The organism is Acidovorax sp. GW460-11-11-14-LB4 (assembly GCF_059423685.1).
On sequence record NZ_JBWKYJ010000036.1, the window covers coordinates 16,702 to 37,312 of the forward strand.

At 63.1% G+C, this 20,611-nt stretch carries 17 protein-coding genes; all 17 read left to right on the top strand.

Annotated features, from left to right (window positions below):
* The first annotated feature begins 171 nt into the window (after positions 1–171).
* The 17 genes from AC07X4_RS14105 (at position 172) to AC07X4_RS14185 (ending at position 20,607) form a co-directional block, all read left to right on the top strand.
* Positions 172–1,410 (top strand): ROK family transcriptional regulator, encoded by a 1,239-nt coding sequence (locus AC07X4_RS14105; RefSeq protein ID WP_494740417.1) that lies wholly within the window; start codon positions 172–174, stop codon positions 1,408–1,410.
* Positions 1,407–2,897 carry a sugar ABC transporter ATP-binding protein gene (locus tag AC07X4_RS14110; protein WP_494740418.1) on the top strand — a complete coding sequence of 497 codons (1,491 nt, stop codon included), beginning with the start codon at positions 1,407–1,409 and terminating at the stop codon, positions 2,895–2,897. The genes AC07X4_RS14105 and AC07X4_RS14110 overlap by 4 nt, the downstream gene beginning before the upstream one ends.
* Positions 2,878–3,939 carry an ABC transporter permease gene (locus AC07X4_RS14115; RefSeq protein WP_171012153.1) on the top strand — a complete coding sequence of 354 codons (1,062 nt, stop codon included), beginning with the start codon at positions 2,878–2,880 and terminating at the stop codon, positions 3,937–3,939. Before AC07X4_RS14110 ends, AC07X4_RS14115 begins: the two co-directional genes overlap by 20 nt.
* A 100-nt stretch (positions 3,940–4,039) precedes the next feature.
* Positions 4,040–5,017: a substrate-binding domain-containing protein gene (locus tag AC07X4_RS14120; RefSeq protein WP_056063953.1), complete on the top strand. Its 978-nt coding sequence runs from the start codon at positions 4,040–4,042 to the stop codon at positions 5,015–5,017.
* Positions 5,018–5,130: 113 nt separating this feature from the next.
* Complete coding sequence (locus tag AC07X4_RS14125) at positions 5,131–6,141, top strand: sugar phosphate isomerase/epimerase family protein (protein WP_494740419.1); 1,011 nt, start codon at positions 5,131–5,133, stop codon at positions 6,139–6,141.
* 57 nt (positions 6,142–6,198) lie between these two features.
* The gene (locus AC07X4_RS14130) at positions 6,199–7,362 is read left to right on the top strand and encodes a Gfo/Idh/MocA family protein (RefSeq protein WP_494740420.1); all 1,164 of its coding nucleotides are present in this window, start codon (positions 6,199–6,201) and stop codon (positions 7,360–7,362) included.
* A gap of 679 nt (positions 7,363–8,041) precedes the next feature.
* A complete protein-coding gene (locus AC07X4_RS14135; protein ID WP_099730542.1) occupies positions 8,042–8,899 on the top strand; it encodes a type II secretion system protein in 858 nt (285 codons plus the stop codon).
* A gap of 22 nt (positions 8,900–8,921) precedes the next feature.
* Positions 8,922–9,755: a type II secretion system protein gene (locus tag AC07X4_RS14140; protein ID WP_494740421.1), complete on the top strand. Its 834-nt coding sequence runs from the start codon at positions 8,922–8,924 to the stop codon at positions 9,753–9,755.
* Between the two features lie 63 nt (positions 9,756–9,818).
* A complete protein-coding gene (locus tag AC07X4_RS14145; protein WP_056063940.1) occupies positions 9,819–10,742 on the top strand; it encodes a type II secretion system protein in 924 nt (307 codons plus the stop codon).
* On the top strand, positions 10,743–11,246 hold the full coding sequence (locus AC07X4_RS14150; protein ID WP_494740422.1) for a hypothetical protein: 504 nt from the start codon (positions 10,743–10,745) through the stop codon (positions 11,244–11,246).
* The gene (locus tag AC07X4_RS14155) at positions 11,243–12,556 is read left to right on the top strand and encodes a hypothetical protein (RefSeq protein WP_494740423.1); all 1,314 of its coding nucleotides are present in this window, start codon (positions 11,243–11,245) and stop codon (positions 12,554–12,556) included. Before AC07X4_RS14150 ends, AC07X4_RS14155 begins: the two co-directional genes overlap by 4 nt.
* A complete protein-coding gene (locus AC07X4_RS14160) occupies positions 12,553–13,140 on the top strand; it encodes a hypothetical protein (RefSeq protein ID WP_099730540.1) in 588 nt (195 codons plus the stop codon). Before AC07X4_RS14155 ends, AC07X4_RS14160 begins: the two co-directional genes overlap by 4 nt.
* A gap of 132 nt (positions 13,141–13,272) precedes the next feature.
* A complete protein-coding gene (mshL, locus tag AC07X4_RS14165; protein WP_099730539.1) occupies positions 13,273–15,075 on the top strand; it encodes a pilus (MSHA type) biogenesis protein MshL in 1,803 nt (600 codons plus the stop codon).
* Complete coding sequence (locus AC07X4_RS14170) at positions 15,072–16,082, top strand: tetratricopeptide repeat protein (protein ID WP_494740424.1); 1,011 nt, start codon at positions 15,072–15,074, stop codon at positions 16,080–16,082. The genes mshL and AC07X4_RS14170 overlap by 4 nt, the downstream gene beginning before the upstream one ends.
* Positions 16,079–17,584 carry an ExeA family protein gene (locus tag AC07X4_RS14175; RefSeq protein WP_494740425.1) on the top strand — a complete coding sequence of 502 codons (1,506 nt, stop codon included), beginning with the start codon at positions 16,079–16,081 and terminating at the stop codon, positions 17,582–17,584. The genes AC07X4_RS14170 and AC07X4_RS14175 overlap by 4 nt, the downstream gene beginning before the upstream one ends.
* Positions 17,568–19,313, top strand: coding sequence for a GspE/PulE family protein (locus AC07X4_RS14180; protein WP_099730536.1), 1,746 nt, complete (start codon positions 17,568–17,570; stop codon positions 19,311–19,313). The genes AC07X4_RS14175 and AC07X4_RS14180 overlap by 17 nt, the downstream gene beginning before the upstream one ends.
* Before the next feature lie 22 nt (positions 19,314–19,335).
* Positions 19,336–20,607, top strand: coding sequence for a type II secretion system F family protein (locus AC07X4_RS14185; RefSeq protein WP_056063918.1), 1,272 nt, complete (start codon positions 19,336–19,338; stop codon positions 20,605–20,607).
* The last annotated feature ends 4 nt before the right edge of the window (positions 20,608–20,611 follow it).

A 20,611-nucleotide genomic window follows, 5' to 3' on the forward strand; every position in this document is an offset into this window, starting at 1 on the left:
AGTGGCTGCGGTAACGCTTGGCTAAATGCATCGCAGTCGGCGTCGCGCTATCTTGTTTGATCCAATTTAGGTCAAAGTTAAGTCTTGCCCGGCCAAAGTAGGCCGCATAGCATCCCTGTCAAGCACCCACCCCCATGAGGTGCTGCACAAGAACATGACAGGAGACAAGCCTTGCCATCCACCCGCTGGAGTCACTGCGGCACCGAAGACCTGGACGTCTTGCAGACCATCTTCTGGTCCGCAGGCGCGTCGCGCAATGCGCTGGCGCAGCGCCTGGCCTATTCCAAGAGCAAGGCCAACGCCATGGTGGCGGCGTTGCTGGACGAAGGCCTGCTCGATGAGGTGGGCCTGCAGGAATCTTCTGGCGGCCGGCGGGCCGAAACCCTTCGATTGAGCGAAACCCTGGGCGTGGTCATCGGCGCCGACCTGGGCGCCACCAGCATGCAAATCGCGGTGATGCGGCCCGACATGACGGTGCTGGCGCGGCACCGCGAGCCCATTGATGTGCGCCAGGGGCCGGGCGTGATTCTGGCGCGGGTGCGGGGGCTGATGCGGGAGCTGCTGGCGCGCTGCGGGCTGGCACCGAACCAGGTGATTGCCATTGGCATGGGCGTGCCGGGGCCGGTGGATTTTGAAAGCGGCCAGCTCGTCAACCCGCCGCTGATGCCCGACTGGGACGGCTTCTCGATCCGCGACTACCTGCGCGAGGCGTTTGCCGCGCCGGTGTTTGTGGACAACGACGTGAACCTGATGGCGCTGGGCGAGCTGTGGCGGCTGCAGCGCAATCTGCCCAACTTTTTGGTGATCAAGGTGGGAACGGGCATTGGCTGCGGCATTGTGTGCCACGGGCAGGTTTACCGGGGCGCCAACGGGTCGGCCGGTGACGTGGGCCACATCTGCGTGGACCAGAGCGGGCCGCGCTGCCACTGCGGCAACCAGGGCTGTGTGGAGGCGATGGCCGCCGCACCCGCCATGGCGCGCATGGCGATGGAGGCCGTGGAGCGTGGCGAGAGCGCGATGCTGGCCGAGCGCCTGCAGGCCACCGGCACGCTGACCACCGAGGACGTGGCCCAGGCCAGCCGGGCGGGCGATGTGGCGGCCAACGCGATCATCCAGCGCGCGGGCAGCCTGGTGGGGCAGATGCTGGCGTCCATCGTCAACTTCTTCAACCCGTCGCATGTGTTCATTGCAGGGCGGGTGACGGACATGGGGCCGCTGTTCCTGGCGTCGGTGCGGCAGAGCGTGTACCACCGGTCGCTGGCGCTGTCGACGCGGCACCTGGAGATTCAATACGCGCCGCTGGCCGACGATGCCGGTGTGGTGGGTGCGGGGGTGCTGGCGATGCAAGAGAGCCTGTCGCGCGCGGGCTCAGTGACGGGTTCGGGCGTTAGCGCAGGGGCTGTGCGATGAGTGTGGCCGTCGCCTTTCGCAACGTCACCAAAGAGTTCGGCCCCGTGCGCGTGCTGCACGGGGTGGACTTTGCGCTGCAGCCGGGCCGCGTCTATGGCCTGCTGGGCGAGAACGGCGCGGGCAAGTCCACGCTGATGAAGATTCTGGCGGGCTACGAGAGCCCGATCACTGGCGAGGTGGTGGTGGACGGCGCGGTGCGCGCCCCGGGTGGCGGATCGCGCGCGGCCGAGGCGCAGGGCATTGTGCTCATCCACCAAGAGTTCAATCTGGCGGACGACCTGACGATTGCGCAGAACATCTTCTTGGGGCACGAGATCCGTAAAGGACTCTTCCTCGACGACAAGGCGATGCGCGAGAAGACGCGCGCTGCCTTGGCGCAGGTGGGTCTGCCGCTGGACCCCGACACGCGCGTGAAGAAGCTCATCGTGGCCGAAAAGCAGCTGGTGGAGATTGCCCGCGCGCTGGCCCGCAATGCGCGCCTGCTCATCATGGACGAGCCCACCGCCACGCTGACCCCGGGCGAGACGGAGCGCCTGTTTGCGCTGATGGCGGGGCTCAAGGCGGCGGGCGTGACCATCATCTACATATCGCACAAGCTTGACGAAGTGGAGCGCACCACCGACGAGGTGGTGGTGATGCGCGACGGCCTGCTGGTGGCGCGCGAGCCCACAGCCAGCGTGACGCGGCGGCAGATGGCCAACCTGATGGTGGGCCGCGAGCTGGCGGATTTGTTCCCGCCCAAGCTGCCTGCGCCGGAGGGTGCTGCACCGGCCATCCAGGTGCGCGGCCTCACGGTGCCGGGCTGGGCCGAAGGCGTGGACTTTGAGGTGCGGCGCGGCGAGATTCTGGGCTTTGCCGGGCTGGTGGGCGCTGGGCGTACGGAGCTGTTTGAAGGCCTGCTGGGCCTGCGCCCCCGCACTGCTGGCACGGTGGAGATTGCTGGCAAGCCCGTACAGCTCAAAAGCCCGCGCGATGCGGCGCGCCATGGCCTGACCTATCTGAGCGAAGACCGCAAGGGCAAGGGCCTGCATGTGCACTTTGGCCTGCGGCCCAACCTGACGCTGATGGCGCTGGAGCGCTATGCCAAGCCCTGGCTCGACCCGGCCGCCGAGCAGGCAGCGCTGCGGGATGCGGTGCAAGAGTTCGGCATCCGCACAGGCTCAATCGATGTGCGCGCGTCGTCGCTTTCGGGCGGCAACCAGCAAAAGCTGGCGCTGGCCAAGGTGCTGCACCCCGGCCCCAGCGTGGTGGTGCTCGACGAGCCCACGCGCGGCGTGGACGTGGGCGCCAAGCGCGAGATTTATCACCTGGTGCAGCGCCTGGCAGAGCAGGGGCTTGCGGTGGTGGTGATTTCGTCTGAATTGATGGAGCTGATCGGCCTGTGCCACCGCGTGGCGGTGATGCGCGCCGGGCGGCTGCAGACCACGCTGCAAGCGCCAGATTTGACCGAAGAGGAGTTGATCGCCCATGCCACAGGCACCCGTTAACGTTCCGGCGGAAAACGCCGCAGCCCCGCAGGCAGGCGGCTCCCGCCACGCTGCAGCCACTGCGGCGGGAGCCACCGGTGTCAGTGCCTGGTGGGGCAAGCTGCACGGCCTGGGCCCGGTCATCGGCCTGGTGCTGCTGTGCATTGCGGGCACGCTGCTCAACAGCAACTTCGCCACCTACGACAACGTGATGAATGTGCTCACGCGCACGGCCTTCATCGGCATCATCGCGGTGGGCATGTGCTTCGTCATCATCTCGGGCGGCATCGACCTGTCTGTGGGGTCGATGGCGGCGCTGATCGCAGGCTCGGTCATCTTGTTCATGAACGCGATGGCCCCCGTGCTGGGCTCGCCGATGGCGGCCGTGGTGGTAGGCATGCTGCTGGCGGTGGTGCTGGGCGCGGTATTCGGGCTGGTGCACGGCCTGCTCATCACCAAGGGGCGCATCGAGCCCTTCATCGTGACGCTGGGCACGCTGGGCATCTTCCGCGCGTACCTCACGTACTTTTCGAACGGCGGGGCCATCACGCTGGAGAACGATCTGTCGGACATCTACAGCCCGGTGTACTACGCCAATCTGCTGGGCGTGCCGATCCCCGTGTGGATCTTCCTGCTGGTGGCAGTGGTCGGGGGCGTCATCCTGAACCGCACGGCCTATGGCCGCTATGTGCAGGCCATCGGCTCCAACGAGCAGGTGGCGCAGTACGCGGCGGTGGATGTGCACAAGATCAAGATCCTCACGTACATGCTGCTGGGCGTGTGCGTGGGCATTGCCACGCTGCTCTATGTGCCGCGCCTGGGCTCCGCATCGCCCACCACTGGGCTTCTGTGGGAGCTGGAGGCGATTGCCGCCGTCATCGTGGGCGGCACGGTGTTGAAGGGCGGGGCGGGCAGCATCACCGGCACGGTGGTGGGCGCCATCCTGCTCTCGGTCATCAGCAACATCCTCAACCTCACCAGCATCATCAGCGTGTACCTGAATGCGGCGGTGCAGGGCTTCGTGATCATTGCCGTAGCGTTCATGCAGCGCGGAAAACGGTGATGGATTTTCTGGATTGGTTTTCTCGGTAGGTCGTTTGACTTTCGTGTTCCCCAGCCGGCCAGCTTTCTTGGCCATATTCCAAAGCAACAGGAGACAACGCATGAACAGCCAACTTTCTTTCACCCGCCGCCTGGCCCTCACGGCCGTGGGCGCCGCCGCCTTCGCATTGGCCGCCCCCGCGATGGCGCAGGCCAACAAGACGGTGGTGGGCGTGGCCATTCCCTCGGCCACGCACGGCTTTACCGGCGGCATCGTGTACTGGGCCAACCAGGCCAAGAAAGACCTGGAGAAGGCGCACCCCGGCCTGCAGGTGATCGTCAAGACAGCAGGTGGCGCGCCCGAGCAGGCCAACCAGCTGCAGGATCTGGTCACGGTCAACAAGATCAATGCACTGGTCATCTTCCCGTTTGAATCGGCTGCGCTGACCAAGCCCGTGGCCCAGGTCAAGGCCAAGGGTGTGTACGTGACGGTGGTGGACCGCGGCCTGACCGACACCAGCGCGCAGGACGCGTATGTGGCCGGTGACAACACCGCGTTCGGAAAGATTCCGGCCGAGTACATCGCCAAAGCGCTGGGTGGCAAGGGCAACGTGGTGGCCATGCGCGGCATTGCGACCACGCTGGACAACGAGCGCATGGACGCGTTCAACAGCGTGCTGAAGAACCACCCCGGCATCAAGCTGCTGGACGCCAAGTACGCCAACTGGAACCGCGACGACGCCTTCAAGGTGATGCAGGACTACCTGACGCGCTTTCCGCAGATCGACGCTGTGTGGGCCGCCGACGACGACATGGCCGTGGGCGTGCTCAAGGCCATCGAGCAGGCCAAGCGCAAGGACATCAAGCTGGTGTTCGGCGGCGCGGGTGCCAAGGGCATGATCAAGACGCTGATGGACGGCAGCAACCCGCTCATCCAGGCCAACGTGTCGTACAGCCCCAAGTTCATCTACGACTCGATCAAGCTCACGGCCGAGGCGCGGATCAAGGGCGAAAAGCTGCCCGCCAACACCATCATTCCGTCGGTGCTGATCACCAAGGAAACGGCGAAGGACTTCTACTTCCCCGACTCTCCATTCTGATGGTTTTTTTGAACCAAATAGGCAGCTAGCGCCTATTCATAAAGCGCAAGCAGCTATCGAAATAATAGCTGCTTGCCGCCATGCATCTGCAACCCCCGCCCCTTGGAGCCGCCATGCCAAGACCCGTCACCCTCTTCACCGGCCAGTGGGCCGACCTGCCTTTGGCGCAACTCGCGCCCCTGGCCAAAAGCATGGGCTACGACGGCCTGGAGCTGGCCTGCTGGGGCGACCATTTCAACGTGCAGGAGGCGCTGTCGTCGCCCCAGTACGTCAAAGACAAACACGCACTGCTGGCCCAGCACGGCCTGCAGTGTTTTGCCATCGGCAACCACCTGGTGGGCCAGGCAGTGTGTGACCTGATCGACGAGCGCCACCAGTCCATCCTGCCGCCCCATGTGTGGGGCGATGGCGAGCCCGAGGGTGTGCGCCAGCGCGCTTCTAGCGAGCTGGCAGACACGGCGCGCGCTGCCGCGAAGTTTGGCGTGAAGACGGTGACGGGCTTCACCGGCTCGTCGGTGTGGCATTCGATCTATGCGTTCCCTCCCACGACGCAGGCGTACTGGGACAAGGGCTTTGCTGATTTCGCCAAGCGCTTCGGCCCCATCCTCGATGTGTTCGAAGCGCACGACATCAACTTCGCGCTGGAGGTGCACCCCACCGAGATCGCGTTCGACATCGCCTCGGCCGAGCGCGCGATTGCAGCCGTGGGCGGCAACAAGCGCTTCGGCTTCAACTACGACCCCAGCCACCTGGCCTACCAGGGCGTGGACTACATCAAGTTCATCCGCCAGTTTGCCGACCGCATCTACAACGCCCACATGAAGGACGTGTGGTGGGGCAAGGGCGACGGCACGGTGGGCACCTTCGGCGGCCACACCAGCTTTGGCGATGCGCGGCGGAACTGGGACTTTCGCAGCGTGGGGCGCGGGATGATCGATTTCGAATCCATCATCGTTGCGCTCAACGACATTGGTTACCAGGGCCCGCTCTCGGTGGAGTGGGAGGACAGCCGCATGGACCGCGTGCACGGCGCCACGGAGAGCGCGGCGTTCTGTAAGCGGCTGGATTTCAAGCCGGCGGCGGGTGCGTTTGACGCCGTGTTTGCGCGGGACAAGCAGGCCTAGCCGCGCTCCGTCCATAAAACCGATAACAACAACACACAGCGAGCAAAGGCGTTTCGTATGTCCAGTCCCCAAAAGCTCCGCTACGCCATGGTCGGCGGCGGCCACGGCGCGTTCATCGGTGCGGTGCATCGCAAGGCGATGGCGCTCGACGGCCAGTTTGAACTGGTGGCGGGCGCGCTGTCGTCATCGCCCGAGCGGGCCCGCGCATCCGGCGCCGAATTGGGCCTGGCGGACGCCCGCAACCACGGCAGCTGGCAGGACCTGCTGGCCGACGAACTGCGCCGCCCGGCGCATGAGCGCATCGACTTGGTGAGCATCGTCACCCCCAACCATGTGCATCACCCGGTGGCGCTGGCGTTTGTGCAGGCGGGCTTCCATGTGGTGTGCGACAAGCCGCTGGTGCACACCCGCGCGCAGGCCGACGAGCTGGTGGCCGCCGTGAAGAAAGCCGGCACCGTGTTCGGCGTGACCTACAACTACACCGGCTATCCCATGGTGCGCGAGGCGCGCCACCTGGTGCAAAGCGGTGCGCTGGGCCTGCTCCGCAAGATCACCGTCGAATACAACCAGGGCTGGTTGGCCACAGCCGTGGAAGAGGGCGGCGCCAACAAGCAGGCCGACTGGCGGCTGGACCCGGCGCGCAGCGGCAGCGCAGGCACGCTGGGCGACATCGGATCACACGCCGAAAACCTGGCCGCCACCGTCACCGCACAGCACCCCGCCTGGGTGTGCGCCGACCTCACCACCTTTGGCGCCGGGCGCAGGCTGGACGACGACGCCCAGCTGCTGCTGCGCTACGACAGCGGCGCGCGCGGCTTCATCGTGGCATCGCAAGTGGCAGCCGGGCTGGAGAACGACCTGCGCCTGCAGGTGTCCGGCACGCTGGGCACCATCACCTGGCGGCAGGAAGAGCCGAACCAGCTGGTGCATTCGCCGGTGGACGGCCCGCGCCGCATCCTCACGCGCGGCTCACCGTGGCTGTGCGAATCGGCGCGGCGCGCCGGGCGCATCCCTGCGGGGCACCCCGAGGCGTTCATCGAAGCCTTTGCCAACGTCTACCTGGGTGTTGCTGCCGACATCCGCGCGCGGCAGGCCGGCACGGCGGCCGACTCGCTGCACGCCGACTACCCGCGTGTGGAAGACGGGGCGCGTGGGGTGCAATTTATCGAGCGGGTGTTGGCCTCTGCTGCCAGTGAGCAGAAGTGGACGTCATTGCGCTGAGCAACGCTCGCGTCGCGGCGCATGGAAGCTGTAGCCCTGCGATCAAAGCGATGAAACAGCGTTGATAAGGGTCACAACTCGCATGCGACTCTGATTTAGGCTGCACGGGCCGCAGCCCTGGACGGAGGGCGCTCGTCGCGTATCCCTCCGAAGGTTGGGTTGCCGCGATAACCGCCATCCCGACCTTCGGCGGAGTCTTCTGGGTTGGCTGAATCAAGCTTACGTTGCGGAGCGGCTTCGTACACCTGTCTGTGCTCGACCAGTCCCCATGCCAAGGCTAGCGTCAAGCTCCGAATGTCCTCAATTTCCGAGCCAGGAAAACCCTTATTTTTCCAATAGCTCTGAGCTATTGGAAATGGTGACTAATTGTTTGTTTTTGTTGCTGTTGTGTCACTAATACATACGCACTATGGCTAAGCGAGGGCACTTGCGCGATGCTTGCGCACCATCTTTTGAAGTTGGTGATTAAACAAAGAGTGGCAGTAAGCCATTGATTCATATCAAAAAAATGGATGGATGGGATGCGGGTCGGACGCCACCAAGCAAGCGTTGCCAGCAGTGCCGCAAGGCAGTTGAGGGATGCAAAACGCGTGGATCGCTGACGCCAATTTTTAATTGTTTACTTTCGTTACGTTTAGTAATCTCCGCGCTCACTCTTCTTTCAACGCCTGAGGAAATCATGCGATCACTTTTCTCCGTCCTGCCTGCTCGGCGCGCACACTGTTCTCCCGGTTCCCGAGCGACGCAGGGTGGTTTTACCCTGGTGGAATTGGCTGTTGTGCTGGCCGTCATCGGCTTGATCATCGGCGCCGTGGCCATCGGCAAGGATGTGCAGCGCAATGCCGAGTACACGAAGATCAAGAACAAGTTCATTGACCAGTGGGAGCAGGCGTACAACCAGTACTACCAGCGCACCGGCGTGGTGGTGGGCGATAGCCAGACGGCGCCCCGCATCATGGTGAACGGGACTGCTTATGTGGCAGCAGCGGGTTCTCCCACTTCGGGTGGTGACATGGCTGCACTGGTCGCAGTTGGCTCCGAGCCAGTCCCCGTTTGCTCGCGCAATCCTGAAGCCGGGACCATGCGCTCAGACTCTCCTTTTACGGTCAATGTGAATGACCTTCGTGCCTACATGACGCGCGCAGGCATCCGCATGCCGCCTGGTCGTGCAGAGGGGCAGGAAGACCTGTATGTCTACACCGATACCAACGGCTCGCCGCAGGAAATCCAGGTGTGCTTTCAGTGGAACCGACCCACGACACCCGAGGGCTCGGGCAATGTCATGGTCATCTCTGGCCTGACTCCCGACCTGGCACGCATGCTGGACCAGATGATTGATGGCAAGCCTGACGCGCAAGAAGGTCGCTTCCGCCTGCGGGGAATTGCCAACGGCACGCCGAATGGGCCTGGTGTGGAATGGTCTGCCAATAACTCCTTCGGCCGCGGCGCAGGCGCCACCACGGCCACCGGCGCGGGCAACACCCGTGACGAAGAGCAGGTCATCACCCTGACCGCCATCTACAAGATGAACCAGTAATCAGGGCGAGGAAAACAACATCATGAACCAAGTATTCAAGAACCTGGCCCGCCGCTCGCCATCAACGCGTCAGCAGGGTTTCACGCTGGTCGAGCTGGCGGTTGTGCTGGCAGTTATCGGTCTCATCATCGGTGCCGTGGCCATCGGCAAGGATGTGCAGCGCAACGCCGAGTACACCAAGATCAAGAACAAGTTCATTGACCAGTGGGAGCAGGCGTACAACCAGTATTACCAGCGCACGGGCGTCGTGCTGGGAGACAACCAGACTGCACCTCAGAACATGGTCAACGGCGAGCGTTTTCTGGCAGCTGGTACACGCTCTGGCCGCGACATGACCGGTGTCACCCCGCCCAACGCCATTTGCCGTGCGGCAGCAGGGCAGGGCATGACGCGAGGATTCACCGCTGGTACGGATCCTGACCTGCGCGCCCTGATGACGCGTGCCGGTATCCGCATGCCTCCCGGCCGTGCGGAAGGTCTGGAAGACCGCTATGTCTATCTGGACACCAATGGCAACCCGCAAGAAGTCCAGGTGTGCTTCCAGTGGAACGTGCCGCTCGGTAATGGCTCAGCCGCGAATGCAGCGGGTGATGGCATGGGCAACGTGATGGTCATCACCGGCCTGACGCCTGACCTGGCACGCGCGCTGGATCAAATGATCGACGGCAAGCCGGACGAGCGTGAAGGCCGTTTCCGTCGCCAGGGCGTGCTGAACAACGCTGGTGGCACCAATCCCAATGCGCCGGGGCAGGAGTGGCAAGCCTCCAACCGTGACCAGATCGGCACGACCAATGATCGCGCTTTTGACGAAGACCAGATCGCCATCGTCACGGCCATCTATCGCATGAATCAGTGATGTGGCTTGAGCCCTTCCACCCTTGACCCTTTACACAACTTATTCCCCTCGTCGGAGGTTTCAATGAAAAAGATGCATTCGTTTCGTGGGCTGGGCCGCAAGGTCCAGCAAGGTTTTACTCTGGTTGAGCTGGCTATCGTGCTGGCCGTCATCGGCCTGATCATCGGTGCCGTGGCCATCGCCAAGGACGTCCAGCGCAATGCTGAATACCAGAAGGCCGTCAACAAGTTTGCCTATCAGTGGAAGATGGCCTACGACCAGTACTACCAGCGAACCGGCGTGGTGGTGGGTGATTGCCAGCAGGCGCCAACCTACATGGTGGATGGCTCTGAAACCTCTATCAACGGCGGCAACGCTTGTACGCGTGCGGGTTCCATGGCTGTTCCCGGCATTCCAGCCAGCTTCACAGACCGTGGTCGCAAAATCTGCTCTGGCCAGGGCTACGCTGCAGACACGGTCGGTGCTGGCGACACTACGCTGGCAACACTGAACCTGCGCGAACTGATGACCCGTGCTGGTGTGCGTATGCCCCCTGGCCGTGGTGAAGGACACGAAGACCGCTTCCTCTACATCGACTCCAATGGCAACCCGGCTGAGCTGCAAGTTTGCTTCCAGTTCAACAACGCGGGCGTCGCAAGCGGGGCGGGGAACGTCATGGTGATTCGTGGACTGACGCCCGATCTTGCGCGTTTCATGGACCAGGTGATCGATGGCAAGCCGGATTCCCGCGAAGGCCGCTTCCGCATCCAGGGCCGCCCACAGCAGACGGCATCCACCGAAGCCAATGCACCCGGCACCCAGTGGGAGGCCAACAACACGCAGGGCGTTGCCATCAATGTGGGCGGCAACAGCACCCAGATGAACACCAGTGATGCGCGCTCGCCCGTAGTCAATGCCGCTGGTAACGCGGGAGGCACGGCCGGGGGCCGCACCTTCGACGAAGACCAGGTCATCTTGCTGACCGCCCACTGGATCATGGAGCAGTAATTGAACGGCACCCGTACGCTCAAGCTGGCCTGTCTGGCACTGGCCACTGCCCTGCTCGGCGGTGGAGCCTGGTTGGCGCAGCGCGGTCTCAAGCAACTGGCTTGGGAGCGCCAGCAATTCGCTCAGTTGCAACAGGGGCTCGAAAGCGCCCGCAGTCTTGTGCCTGAAGTGCAGCGGCGCGAGCAACTGGTGCGTTCTATCAAAGACGTTTCCCAACAGGTGGAACGCATGGGCTTTGACCCGTCCCAATGGGGTGAACGTCGCTTACGCCGGGCCGTAGCCCCCGCGACGCGGGTCGAGGCTGCTCAGTTCCTGGGTGAACTGGGCCGTGGCGGAGCAGGGCAGATCTTCGTGGCTGATGTTTTCGAGATCGCTACTGTGTCGCCTGAAGCCAGCCTGTTCCAACCCCCGACGCCCGGCGACCAAGGGCTTTTGCTGGGTGTCACGGGCACGCTGCACTTTCAGACGGCGTCTGTCTCTCCATCGCCGAAGGTGACTCCATGAGTGCTGAACATGTGTATCGCGTCGCCAGTTCCGGCTGGCTGCACTGCCACGGGCATCAGGTAGAAGAAGTTCCTGCATGGCCGCGTCTGACCCACAGCGCGCTGGTGGTGTTGGACATGGACGACGTCTATACCGACGTCTGGCGTTTCGAGGGCAAGACCGAATACGCAGCCGCTTTGGTTGAAAAGCGTGTGCGCACGCAAGGCCTCGTCGAAGGCGCGGCCCATGTCGTGGTGCACCGGCTGGTCAAATTGCCGGGCGGCTTTCAGGTGTTCTTCTCGGCGATTTCGCTGGATCTGTGGCAGCGTTGCACGCAATGGGCCAAGGAGCAGGACGACCATTGCCTGGTGATGATGGCTGGCGGGCTCCTGTGTGACGGCGTGGCGTCTGGCAGTGCGCGCGTCGTGCTGTCCCAGCGGCGGCTGATGTGTTTTGTGCAATCCGAAGAAGGCATGGTTTTTGGCTCTACCCAGGCGCTGGGTTCTGGGCCATCTGCCATGGCCAGTGCGGCCCAGGTGCTGACCAGCAACCACAGTACCTTGTTGATGCGGCTGGGTGCGGAGGCTGTGGAGTGGTGCACGCTGTGGTCTACGCAGCCTGCGGATGTAGACACCTGCCTCGCAGCTGTACGCAGCGTAGTGGGCGGGGCGCCAGTGATCATGCATGCGCAAGAGATGACGCTGGCTGCTGAGCGGGTACATACCGTGATGCCGACATTGGCGCGCAAGGCTGCAGGCCGCCATGCACTGAATCCTAGTCTGGAGCGGGTGGCGTGGCGTGCCGAGCGCTGGGTGGCTCCTATCACCGTGGTAACGGCGCTCGTCGGCATCGTTCTGGCCATCGTGGGCGCGCTGGTCGGGCAACTGGCGGATCAGCAGCGCAATGCGGGAATGAACCAGCGCGCTGAGCTGGAGGCGCTGCAAAGCCGAATCCAGACGGTGTCGTTGGTGGAAGCTCCGGGGAAGCTGCTGCCGGTGGCCGAGTTCTCGCGCACGCTGGATGAGGGCGCGCGCCATGACCCAGTGGCGTTCATGGCAGTGTTGAAAGCTGCCTCCAACAAGGACATTCGGATTCAGCGAGTACGTCTGGAAACGACGAGCTCTTTAGGGAGTGCACAACCCGGTAAAAAAGCCTTCCGTGTAGACGGCGTGGTCGCACCCGGTGCCTCGGCTTCTGTGACACGCTGGGTCTCCCAGATGGCAGCGGCTGGCTGGACGCTCCGGGCAGTGGATCCCACCTTCACGCTGCCAGGTTCTTTCTCGTATGAGCTGGTGGCCAATGCAGCTGCTCCAGGAAATGTGAAACCATGAAATACGCGGCTTTACTTCTCAATGGGCTTGCCATTCTTTTGCTCGGCTGGGGGCTCTATGGCGTGTTTCAGCTCACTCAAGCGCGCACTCCGTCGATGCGTCCCATGACCGTGGAGCTGGCGCCCTTGCCAGCCGCTTTGCGCACGGATCAGGAGCGCGTGACCGAGGCCTTTGGCGCCATGTCTCGCATCCAGGCGCAGACGATGGCGGCAGGCACCGATCCGCAGCGTCTGATCGCGCTGCCAGTGCCTGGCAGTGATGTGGTGGGCAGTGTGCAAATGCCGCGCCGCTCCCTGTCATTGCATTTGGACGATCTGGCCTCTGAGCGGCAGTCTGTGGTGATTGACGGCCAACTGGCACGCCAGGGTGCACGGCTGGAGGGCGGTGGGCGTGTTGTGCAGGTGCGCCCCAGCGAGGCGGTGGTTACCGAGCGGCTGGGTCGTCAGACTTTGACGCTGCCTCAGGGGGAACTGCGGGTGGGAACACTGCGCTGGCCCGACGGATCGCTGGCAAGCATTAATACCCAGGAGTTCCGCTCGGGTCTGCCGGGCGGACAACCTGGCCCTATCAAGAGCTTGCCATGACCACGAAGGCCCGCCGGCAGCAGACAGACAACGTGACTCGCGGTTCGACGTGTGCATCGCGTTGTGGGCTCCCGTTGGCTTCTCCTCATGACCATTTCAAGAAATCACGCTAGTAGCGCCAAGGACAGCGACATGAACAATCCTCCATTTTTCAAGCCATTGGCGCTGGTATGTGCCGCCCTGGTGCTGGCTGGTTGCGCCAGCCCTTCGCCCCGCAGCGCTTCCAGCCTCCCGCCGCCAGATACCACTGCAGCAGACCAGATGCGCGAGCACGCTGCGCAAGAGGCCCAGCGTTTGCTGGTACATCAGCAGATGTTGCTGGCCGAAATCAACAAGACGGCAGCGGCACCGGTCATCGCTCCGGTGGCCCCGGTGTTTGATCCGCTGGAAGGCAAGCTGATCAATGTGGCCATGTCCCGAGCCAGCATCAGCCAGATCTTGAGTGCGTTTGCCGACGCAGGAAACCTGAACTTGATCGTTGATCCCAATGTGCTGAAGGGCGGGCAGCTTGCCGACATGCACTTGCGCCAGGTGACACTGCGTGAAGGCTTCAACGAAGTGCTGCGCACCTATGACGTGGCTGGCGAATTCCGTGGCAATACGCTGCGCGTGAACCTTACCGAGGAGAAGTTCTTTTCATTGAACTTTCTCAACACCAAGACCAGCATCCAGATGGGCTCTGGCGGTAACGTTTTCGGCAGCTCCAATTCGGGCGGCGGGGGCGGAAGCGGGAGTGGAAGCAGCGGGGGCGGCGGATCGGGTGCCCAACAGGGCAGCCTGACCATGTCGGGCTCTGGCGGCGGAAGTACGGATCCGTACCTGGAAATCGAAACCGCCCTCAAGTCGGTATTGGGTGACTCGCACCAAGACCGCCTGGCCCAGCAGCAGCAAATGCAGCAGCAGAACCTGACCATGACGACCCCGGGCTCGTCCTCGTCGCCTTGGATTGGGAGTGGGGCCAACCCAACACGTCCCGCCCAGTTGCCGCAAGCGCCCTTGGCCACGATGAATGAAGACAGCGGCTTCACATTGAACAAGATGACTGGCACGCTGTACGTAAAAGCCCGTCCCTCCAAGATGCGCGCCGTCGAGAAGATGTTGGCCCAGGTGCACAAGGTGCTGGGCAAGCAGGTGTATGTCGAGGCGCAGCTGATCGATGTACAGCTGTCTGACAACTTCGAGTTCGGTGTGGACTGGACGTCCTTGCGCAGCCGTCTGGCGGCAGGCTTTGGTTCGTCGCCCATGCAGCTGGGTGGCAGCTCGGGTACGTTGCCGAATGCCGGCACGGGCTACCCTTCGCGGGCCATTTCCATCCCCGCAGCGCTGATCGGTAGCGTGGCTGGGCCTGCACTGGGCATGTCTTACCAAGGCAGCAACTATGGCATTGTGATCAACGCACTGCGCTCCTACGGAAATCTGAAGGTACTGTCCAATCCCAACGTGCAAGTGCGCAACGGCACGCCTGCATTGCTGTCCGTGGGCACTAGCTCGCGCTACGTGTCGCAGTCCGCATCCACGCAAACCGTTCCTGGTGGCGGTGCGTCCACTACATCTTCCAGCGTACAGACTGACACCGTGTTCTCCGGTGTCATGGTGGGGGTGCTGCCCATGGTCCGTGACGATGGCCGCATCGAGCTGTTGCTGAATCCCATGCAGAGCGATGTCGACCCTGCCAGCCTGCAACTGGTGGCTGTGGGGGGAGACAACCTCGTCTCCCTTCCCAAGGTGAGCTACAAGGGGCTGACCACGACCTTGAACGTGGGCGATGGCGACGTGGTGGTGGTCGGGGGGTTGATCGACCAGCGCAGCTCCAATAACGACCGTGGAGCACCTGGGGTGTCTGACGTGCCTTTGCTGGGTAAGCTGTTCGGCAATGAGAACAAAGTGCACGGAAGCCGTGAGCTGGTGATCGTCTTGCGGGTGCGTGTGCTATGAGCCTCATCCACGACGCGCTGAAATCCATGGATGCGCCTCAAGATTCCAAGCCTGCCATGGCAAGGGCTTCCAAGGCGGCGGTGCGTGGCCGTCCTGCATGGCTGGATGCCATGCTGGCTTTCGCCGTCGTATTGGGGGCGGGGATTCTGGGGTGGTTTGTCTGGCAGACCCAGATGAAGCCCAAGGCACTGCCGCCGCCGATGGCTGCTGCGCCAAGTCCGGCCCCCGCTGCAACGCCAGCCCCGGTGGCGGTCGCTTCGCCCGTCGCTGAAACGGCTGCGCCTGCTGCGGCATCGCCAACGCCAGTGACGGTATCCGCTGCTGACCCTGCTGCGGCCGCCAACTCTGCCATGGCTGCTGCTCCTGCACCGGTAGTTCCTGCGCCTGTTGCCGTGCCAGCTCCCGCAGTCGCTGTGGCTGCTCCCGCAGCTGCGCCCGTGCAGTCAGCGACTCCCGCTCCGGCTGTTGCCATGGAGGTTGCTGCGCCCAAGGTGGTCGTGGCAACCAGCCCACGCAGTGATGTCGCTACGCCCGCACCCGCCGCGGTGACCCGCAGCAGTGCGATGCGACAGGCGCATGGTGCCAACCGCTCCAATACGGCGGCTGCGCCCGCAGTGGCGACGACCCCGGCCGTGGATGACACTCCGGTGGAGCTGCGCTTTGCCCGTTTCGTCGCCGCCATGAAAGAGTCGCGTACGGCCGATGCTGAACGTGAATTGGCTGCGCTGAAGGAGCGTCTGCCGGCAGGGTCTTTGGGACTGTTGCGCGCGCAAGCCTGGTTTGACCTGCGCGCCGGCCGCGATGCTGCTGCTGCAGACGGTTATCGCGCCATCCTTGAGCGGCTGCCTGGCGATGAAGAAGCTGCCATCAACCTGGCCAGCATTCAGTCGCGCCAGCAAAAGACTGAAGAAGCCCGCGCAACCCTTGATGCCGCATCGCGACTGCAACCAGATTCGGCTGCGTTGCGGGCCGCATTGGCCCAGTTCACCCCTGCTGCACGCCAATGACGGCCAATTCCATCTATGCCACGCTGGGGTTGTCACGCAACCCGTTTCCGCCGACGCCGGATGCGGGTTCGTACTTCTTCACGCCTCGGCTGGAGGAGGATTTCGCGGAGATCGTGCACTGCATCGAGGCGCGCAAGGGCTTTGTTCTTCTGACAGGAGAAGTGGGGCTGGGCAAGAGCACTCTGGTGCGGCGCCTGCTGGACACCCTCAGTGGCAAGAACTGCCACTCCGCGCTGATCCTGAACACCTTTTTGCAAGACAGTGCTCTGTTGTCTGCCATACAGTCTGACTTCGGTTTGCCGCCTTCGGACTCCGTAGAGCAGGGGCTGGCGCGACTGACCGAGTTCCTGATCGCGGGGCACCAGGCAGGCGAGATCAGCTTGCTGGTGATCGATGATGCGCAGAACCTCAGTGTGGAATCGCTCGAGCTGGTGCGCTTGTTGTGCAATCTGGAAACCGGCCAGGAAAAGCTGTTGCAGATCCTGCTGGTCGGACAGCCCGAGCTGGAGGAAACCCTGGCGACGCCGGAGTTGCGTCAGCTCAAGAGTCGCATCATCAAACACGCTCGGCTGTCGGGTCTGCAAAAGGATGAAGTCACCCGTTACTTCGATTTTCGTGTGAACGCTGCGGGCGCAGAGGGGCGTCTCTCCATCGAACCTGCCGCAGCGGACGTTTTGCACCGCGCCACGCAGGGAAACCTGCGACGCATTCACTTGGTGCTGGACCGTTGTCTGTACGGTTTGGCGAGTACCAGGGCATCTGTGGTGACCGAGCCCCTGGTTCAGCGTGCGGTGGCCGATCTGCCTGCATTGGGGGATGAAGCCGCAGCGATGGCCAAGGTGACTGGTGGCCATCGCGGTCGCAAGGCCTGGGTGCTCGCTGGCCTGCTGGCGGGCACGACAGCAACAGTCGCGTTGGCCAGCTGGGGGTTGGCTACCCAACCCAGCGAGCATGTATCGCCAGCAGCCCCCGTGGTGGCAGCTCCCGCCCCCGAGGTAGTTCGGCCAACGGTGTCGGGCGAGGCCTCAGCATTACCGCCCAATGGCAGCTCTGCGACCGCCTTCGTGGCGACTGCACCGACACCCAAGGCGCAGCCTGCGGCTGCGGTACCTGCTCGCCAAGCCTGTGAAAACCAGCTCAAGGCGGCAGCTGCTGCTGACGAGGTGGTGCATGTTTACCGCCTGCCCGATGGCATGGCCGACAGCCTGAAACCGTCGACTCGCCTGTGCCGCTTCAATGTGGACAAGGAGTCCTGGGTCGCATGGCTGAGTCGCAACAACACGCGCAATATCGAGGCCGCCGAGCAGGTCACGCGCAAGGTGCAGGGCAAGCTCAAGGGCATGGGCCTTCTGGACAAGCGTGAGCCTGACGACGGTTTTTTTGGTTCGAAGACTGGAGAGGCGTTCGCCCGCTTTCAACTGCAGCAGGGTCTGCCGCCGACTGGCAAGCCCGACGAACTGACCTTCTTACTTCTGGAGCATCAGGATGCATCCCCCCGCTGAATCATTGCTAGAGGCCTCGGGCCAGTTGCAGCCCGCAGGCCCTACGGCCGAGGATCGCCTGGCGGTGCTGCGTGACAAGAGTCCTTCCCTGGGCGCTGCATTGGTCAATGCCGGCCTTGTGTCTGCAGTCGCCATCGACTATGTGTTGCAAAAACAGAAGATCGAGAAGGTGCCTATGGGCAACCTTCTGGTGGAGCTGGGTTTCGCAAGTGCCAACGAGGTCGCACGCCAGCTTGCTGGCCAGCGCGGACTGCGCTTTGTCAACGCCGATGAAATGCCGGAGCCCGATACGGCCGTAGCCGGCATCTTTAACCGATCGTTGTGCCTGACTTATGGCTTCCTGCCTGTGCGGGAAAACGACGAGGGCCTGATCGAGGTAGTGCTTGGCGACGCACAGCCTGATACGGTGACCGAACTTGTGCAGCGCAAGCTGGGCAAGGGATGCCATTTTTTCCAAGGTGAATTCGATAGTGTTGCCCAGGCCATCCAGCAGCACTATTACTTCGCAGAGCACCCGCCGGCACGCCTGATAGAGAGCGAGGTCCGCAAGCTTGAAGCCGACGTAGATCGTGCTTACAGCCCCGCCCGTTTGCTGGAACACATGCTCCACCTGGCGGTGCGCGAACGGGCGACGGATATCCATCTGGCGCCCACGGCGCGTAGCCGTTCGGTGCTGCTGCGCGTAGACGGTGTTTTGCGTCCGGTGTTCGCGCTCTCGCCGGCCCTGGACCGCCTGGTGGTCTACGTCAAGCTGCAGGCCGACATGGATGCCAGCGAACAGCGCCTGCCCCAGGACGGTAGCTTTACGGCACAGGTGATGGAGCACAACTTCACCATCCGTGTCTCCACCTTGATCTCTGAATTTGGCGAGCGCATGGTGCTGCGCCTTTTGCCCGAACGCAGCAACCTGGACAAGCTGGCAGACCTCGGTTTTCTGGAGGAGGATGTTGCTGTCATGGCCAAGGCGTTCTCGCGTCCGCACGGCCTCATCCTGATCACGGGCCCTACCGGCTCAGGCAAGAGCACGACGCTGCATGCCGCGCTGCGCATGCAGCCCTTGATTGAGCGCAATGTGCTGACCGTGGAGGACCCGGTGGAGTACCGCGTCCCGGTCGCCTGCCAGACCGAAGTGAACCGCCGTGCGGGCTATGAGTTCGCCAATGCCATGCGGCACTTTCTTCGGCATGACCCCGACATCATCCTGGTGGGCGAAATCCGGGACTCTGAGACTGCTCGTGCTGCGTTGGACGCTTCCTCTACAGGTCACCTGGTGTTGTCGACCTTGCACGTGGGCAGCATTTTTGGGGTGATGCCTCGCCTCAAGCTGCTGGGCGTGGACACGGAAACGATTGCCGAAAACCTGGTGGCAGTGATCAACCAGCGCCTTGTGCGCCGCATTTGTCCACACTGCGCCAAGCCACGTCTTGCGACTGACGATGAGCGCCGCTGGCTGGGGCAGGGCGCTGCGGGCGAAATGCTGCAGGTGTTCCATGGTGCCGGCTGCCATCACTGCCGCGACACGGGGTATCTGGGCCGCCTGCCGGTGTACGAAATGCTGGTGGTCAACCGTGATCTGGCGGACGCCATCGCCTCTGATGCCACGCGGGCCGAAATGCGGCAACGCGCACTGGCAGCGGGCATGCGCCCCATCTTGACGTTGGCGCGACACCGCGTGTTGGCAGGTGAGACCACGATGGAGGAAATCCTCCGCACCGTGGGCGAGGACTGAGCCGCTTTGGCGGAAGCATTGCATGGCCAATCTCAACACTTATTACTACCGCGTACTGCTGCCCCATGGCGGGGTGCGCTCGGGTCTGTTGCGCCTGGCAGTCAAGCGCGACTTATCGGCTCGCATGCGGCTGGAGGCCGACACTGACGGCACGGTGATCAGCCTCTGGCGTTTTCCTGCCTGGCTTGCAGTGGTGGCCGATGCGCTGTTGCATCTGTTCCGAAAGCAAGTGCGTGGCGAAGACCTTGCGGGCTTCCTTCGCGACCTGGGCCTCATGATGCGCGCAGGCGTTCCCGCCCTCGATGCGCTGACCACCCTGGTGGAAGAAAGCCATAGTGTTGGCAACCCTGCCATGGCGTCCGTTGCACGCAACATGCTGGACGACCTGAACGCGGGTGTGGGCATGACCGAAGCTTTCAACCGGCACCCCAATGTGTTCCCTGAGACGGTGCGTAACCTCATCTCCATCGGGGACCAGACAGGTACTCTGGACCGCATGCTGGGCGAAGCCGCGGAGCACGTGGAGCGCATGATCAATATCCGGCGCGATATCAAGACTGCTCTGATCTATCCGGCGTTTGTGTTCGCCTCCATCATTGGCGTCGCCATCTTCTGGATCTACTACGTTGTGCCCAACATGGCGCGCCTGTTCAAGCAGCTGCAGGCGAAACTGCCACCCATCACAGAAGGGCTGGTGGCCTTTGCGAACTTGCTGTCCACCCATCTGCCCTGGGTGCTGCTGGTCACGGTCATCGTGGTGTCGATCGGCGTCATTGCCTTCAGGCGGTCCGAGCGATTCCAGCTTGCAACCTATACCTTCATGCACCGTTTGCCGATTGCTCGTACGTTGCTGGTGTCTTCCGGCATGGCACATATCACCGAGCATCTCTCGATCCTCGTACGTGCGGGGGTAGACATGGTGTCCAGCCTGCGCGTTCTGGGGCGGGCCACCAAGAACCGCTACTACCGCACCCGTCTCATCCATGTGGCGGAATCGGTTTCGCGCGGGGAGTCCGTGTCCTCATCGATGCGGCGCGTAGGCGGTTTTCCCGCCATGGCAGTGCGCATGATTTCAGTGGGGGAAGAGTCCGGTAGCCTGGATCAGCAGCTCTCTCACCTTGCAGCGGACTATCGCAAGCGCCTCGAGGTGTTGGTCAAGTCGCTCGCGGAAATCCTCAAGCCTCTGATCATCCTGGTTGCAGGGGGCTTGTTTCTTTTTCTGATCGTTGCGCTGTTGTTGCCTGTTTACGACCTGGTGCGGCAGTCGGTCACTCAAAGTATGGGAGGCGGCTGATGTC

Bases quoted from the DNA above. Each gene is read 5' to 3' on its own strand.
- AC07X4_RS14170 (WP_494740424.1), top strand. From the start codon at position 15,072: ATGAGCCTCATCCACGACGCGCTGAAATCCATGGATGCGCCTCAAGAT.
- AC07X4_RS14160 (WP_099730540.1), top strand. From the start codon at position 12,553: ATGAAATACGCGGCTTTACTTCTCAATGGGCTTGCCATTCTTTTGCTC.
- AC07X4_RS14115 (WP_171012153.1), top strand. From the start codon at position 2,878: ATGCCACAGGCACCCGTTAACGTTCCGGCGGAAAACGCCGCAGCCCCG.
- AC07X4_RS14120 (WP_056063953.1), top strand. From the start codon at position 4,040: ATGAACAGCCAACTTTCTTTCACCCGCCGCCTGGCCCTCACGGCCGTG.
- AC07X4_RS14185 (WP_056063918.1), top strand. From the start codon at position 19,336: ATGGCCAATCTCAACACTTATTACTACCGCGTACTGCTGCCCCATGGC.
- AC07X4_RS14175 (WP_494740425.1), top strand. From the start codon at position 16,079: ATGACGGCCAATTCCATCTATGCCACGCTGGGGTTGTCACGCAACCCG.
- AC07X4_RS14135 (WP_099730542.1), top strand. From the start codon at position 8,042: ATGCGATCACTTTTCTCCGTCCTGCCTGCTCGGCGCGCACACTGTTCT.
- AC07X4_RS14130 (WP_494740420.1), top strand. From the start codon at position 6,199: ATGTCCAGTCCCCAAAAGCTCCGCTACGCCATGGTCGGCGGCGGCCAC.
- AC07X4_RS14180 (WP_099730536.1), top strand. From the start codon at position 17,568: ATGCATCCCCCCGCTGAATCATTGCTAGAGGCCTCGGGCCAGTTGCAG.
- AC07X4_RS14110 (WP_494740418.1), top strand. From the start codon at position 1,407: ATGAGTGTGGCCGTCGCCTTTCGCAACGTCACCAAAGAGTTCGGCCCC.
- AC07X4_RS14125 (WP_494740419.1), top strand. From the start codon at position 5,131: ATGCCAAGACCCGTCACCCTCTTCACCGGCCAGTGGGCCGACCTGCCT.
- AC07X4_RS14140 (WP_494740421.1), top strand. From the start codon at position 8,922: ATGAACCAAGTATTCAAGAACCTGGCCCGCCGCTCGCCATCAACGCGT.
- AC07X4_RS14145 (WP_056063940.1), top strand. From the start codon at position 9,819: ATGAAAAAGATGCATTCGTTTCGTGGGCTGGGCCGCAAGGTCCAGCAA.
- AC07X4_RS14155 (WP_494740423.1), top strand. From the start codon at position 11,243: ATGAGTGCTGAACATGTGTATCGCGTCGCCAGTTCCGGCTGGCTGCAC.
- mshL (WP_099730539.1), top strand. From the start codon at position 13,273: ATGAACAATCCTCCATTTTTCAAGCCATTGGCGCTGGTATGTGCCGCC.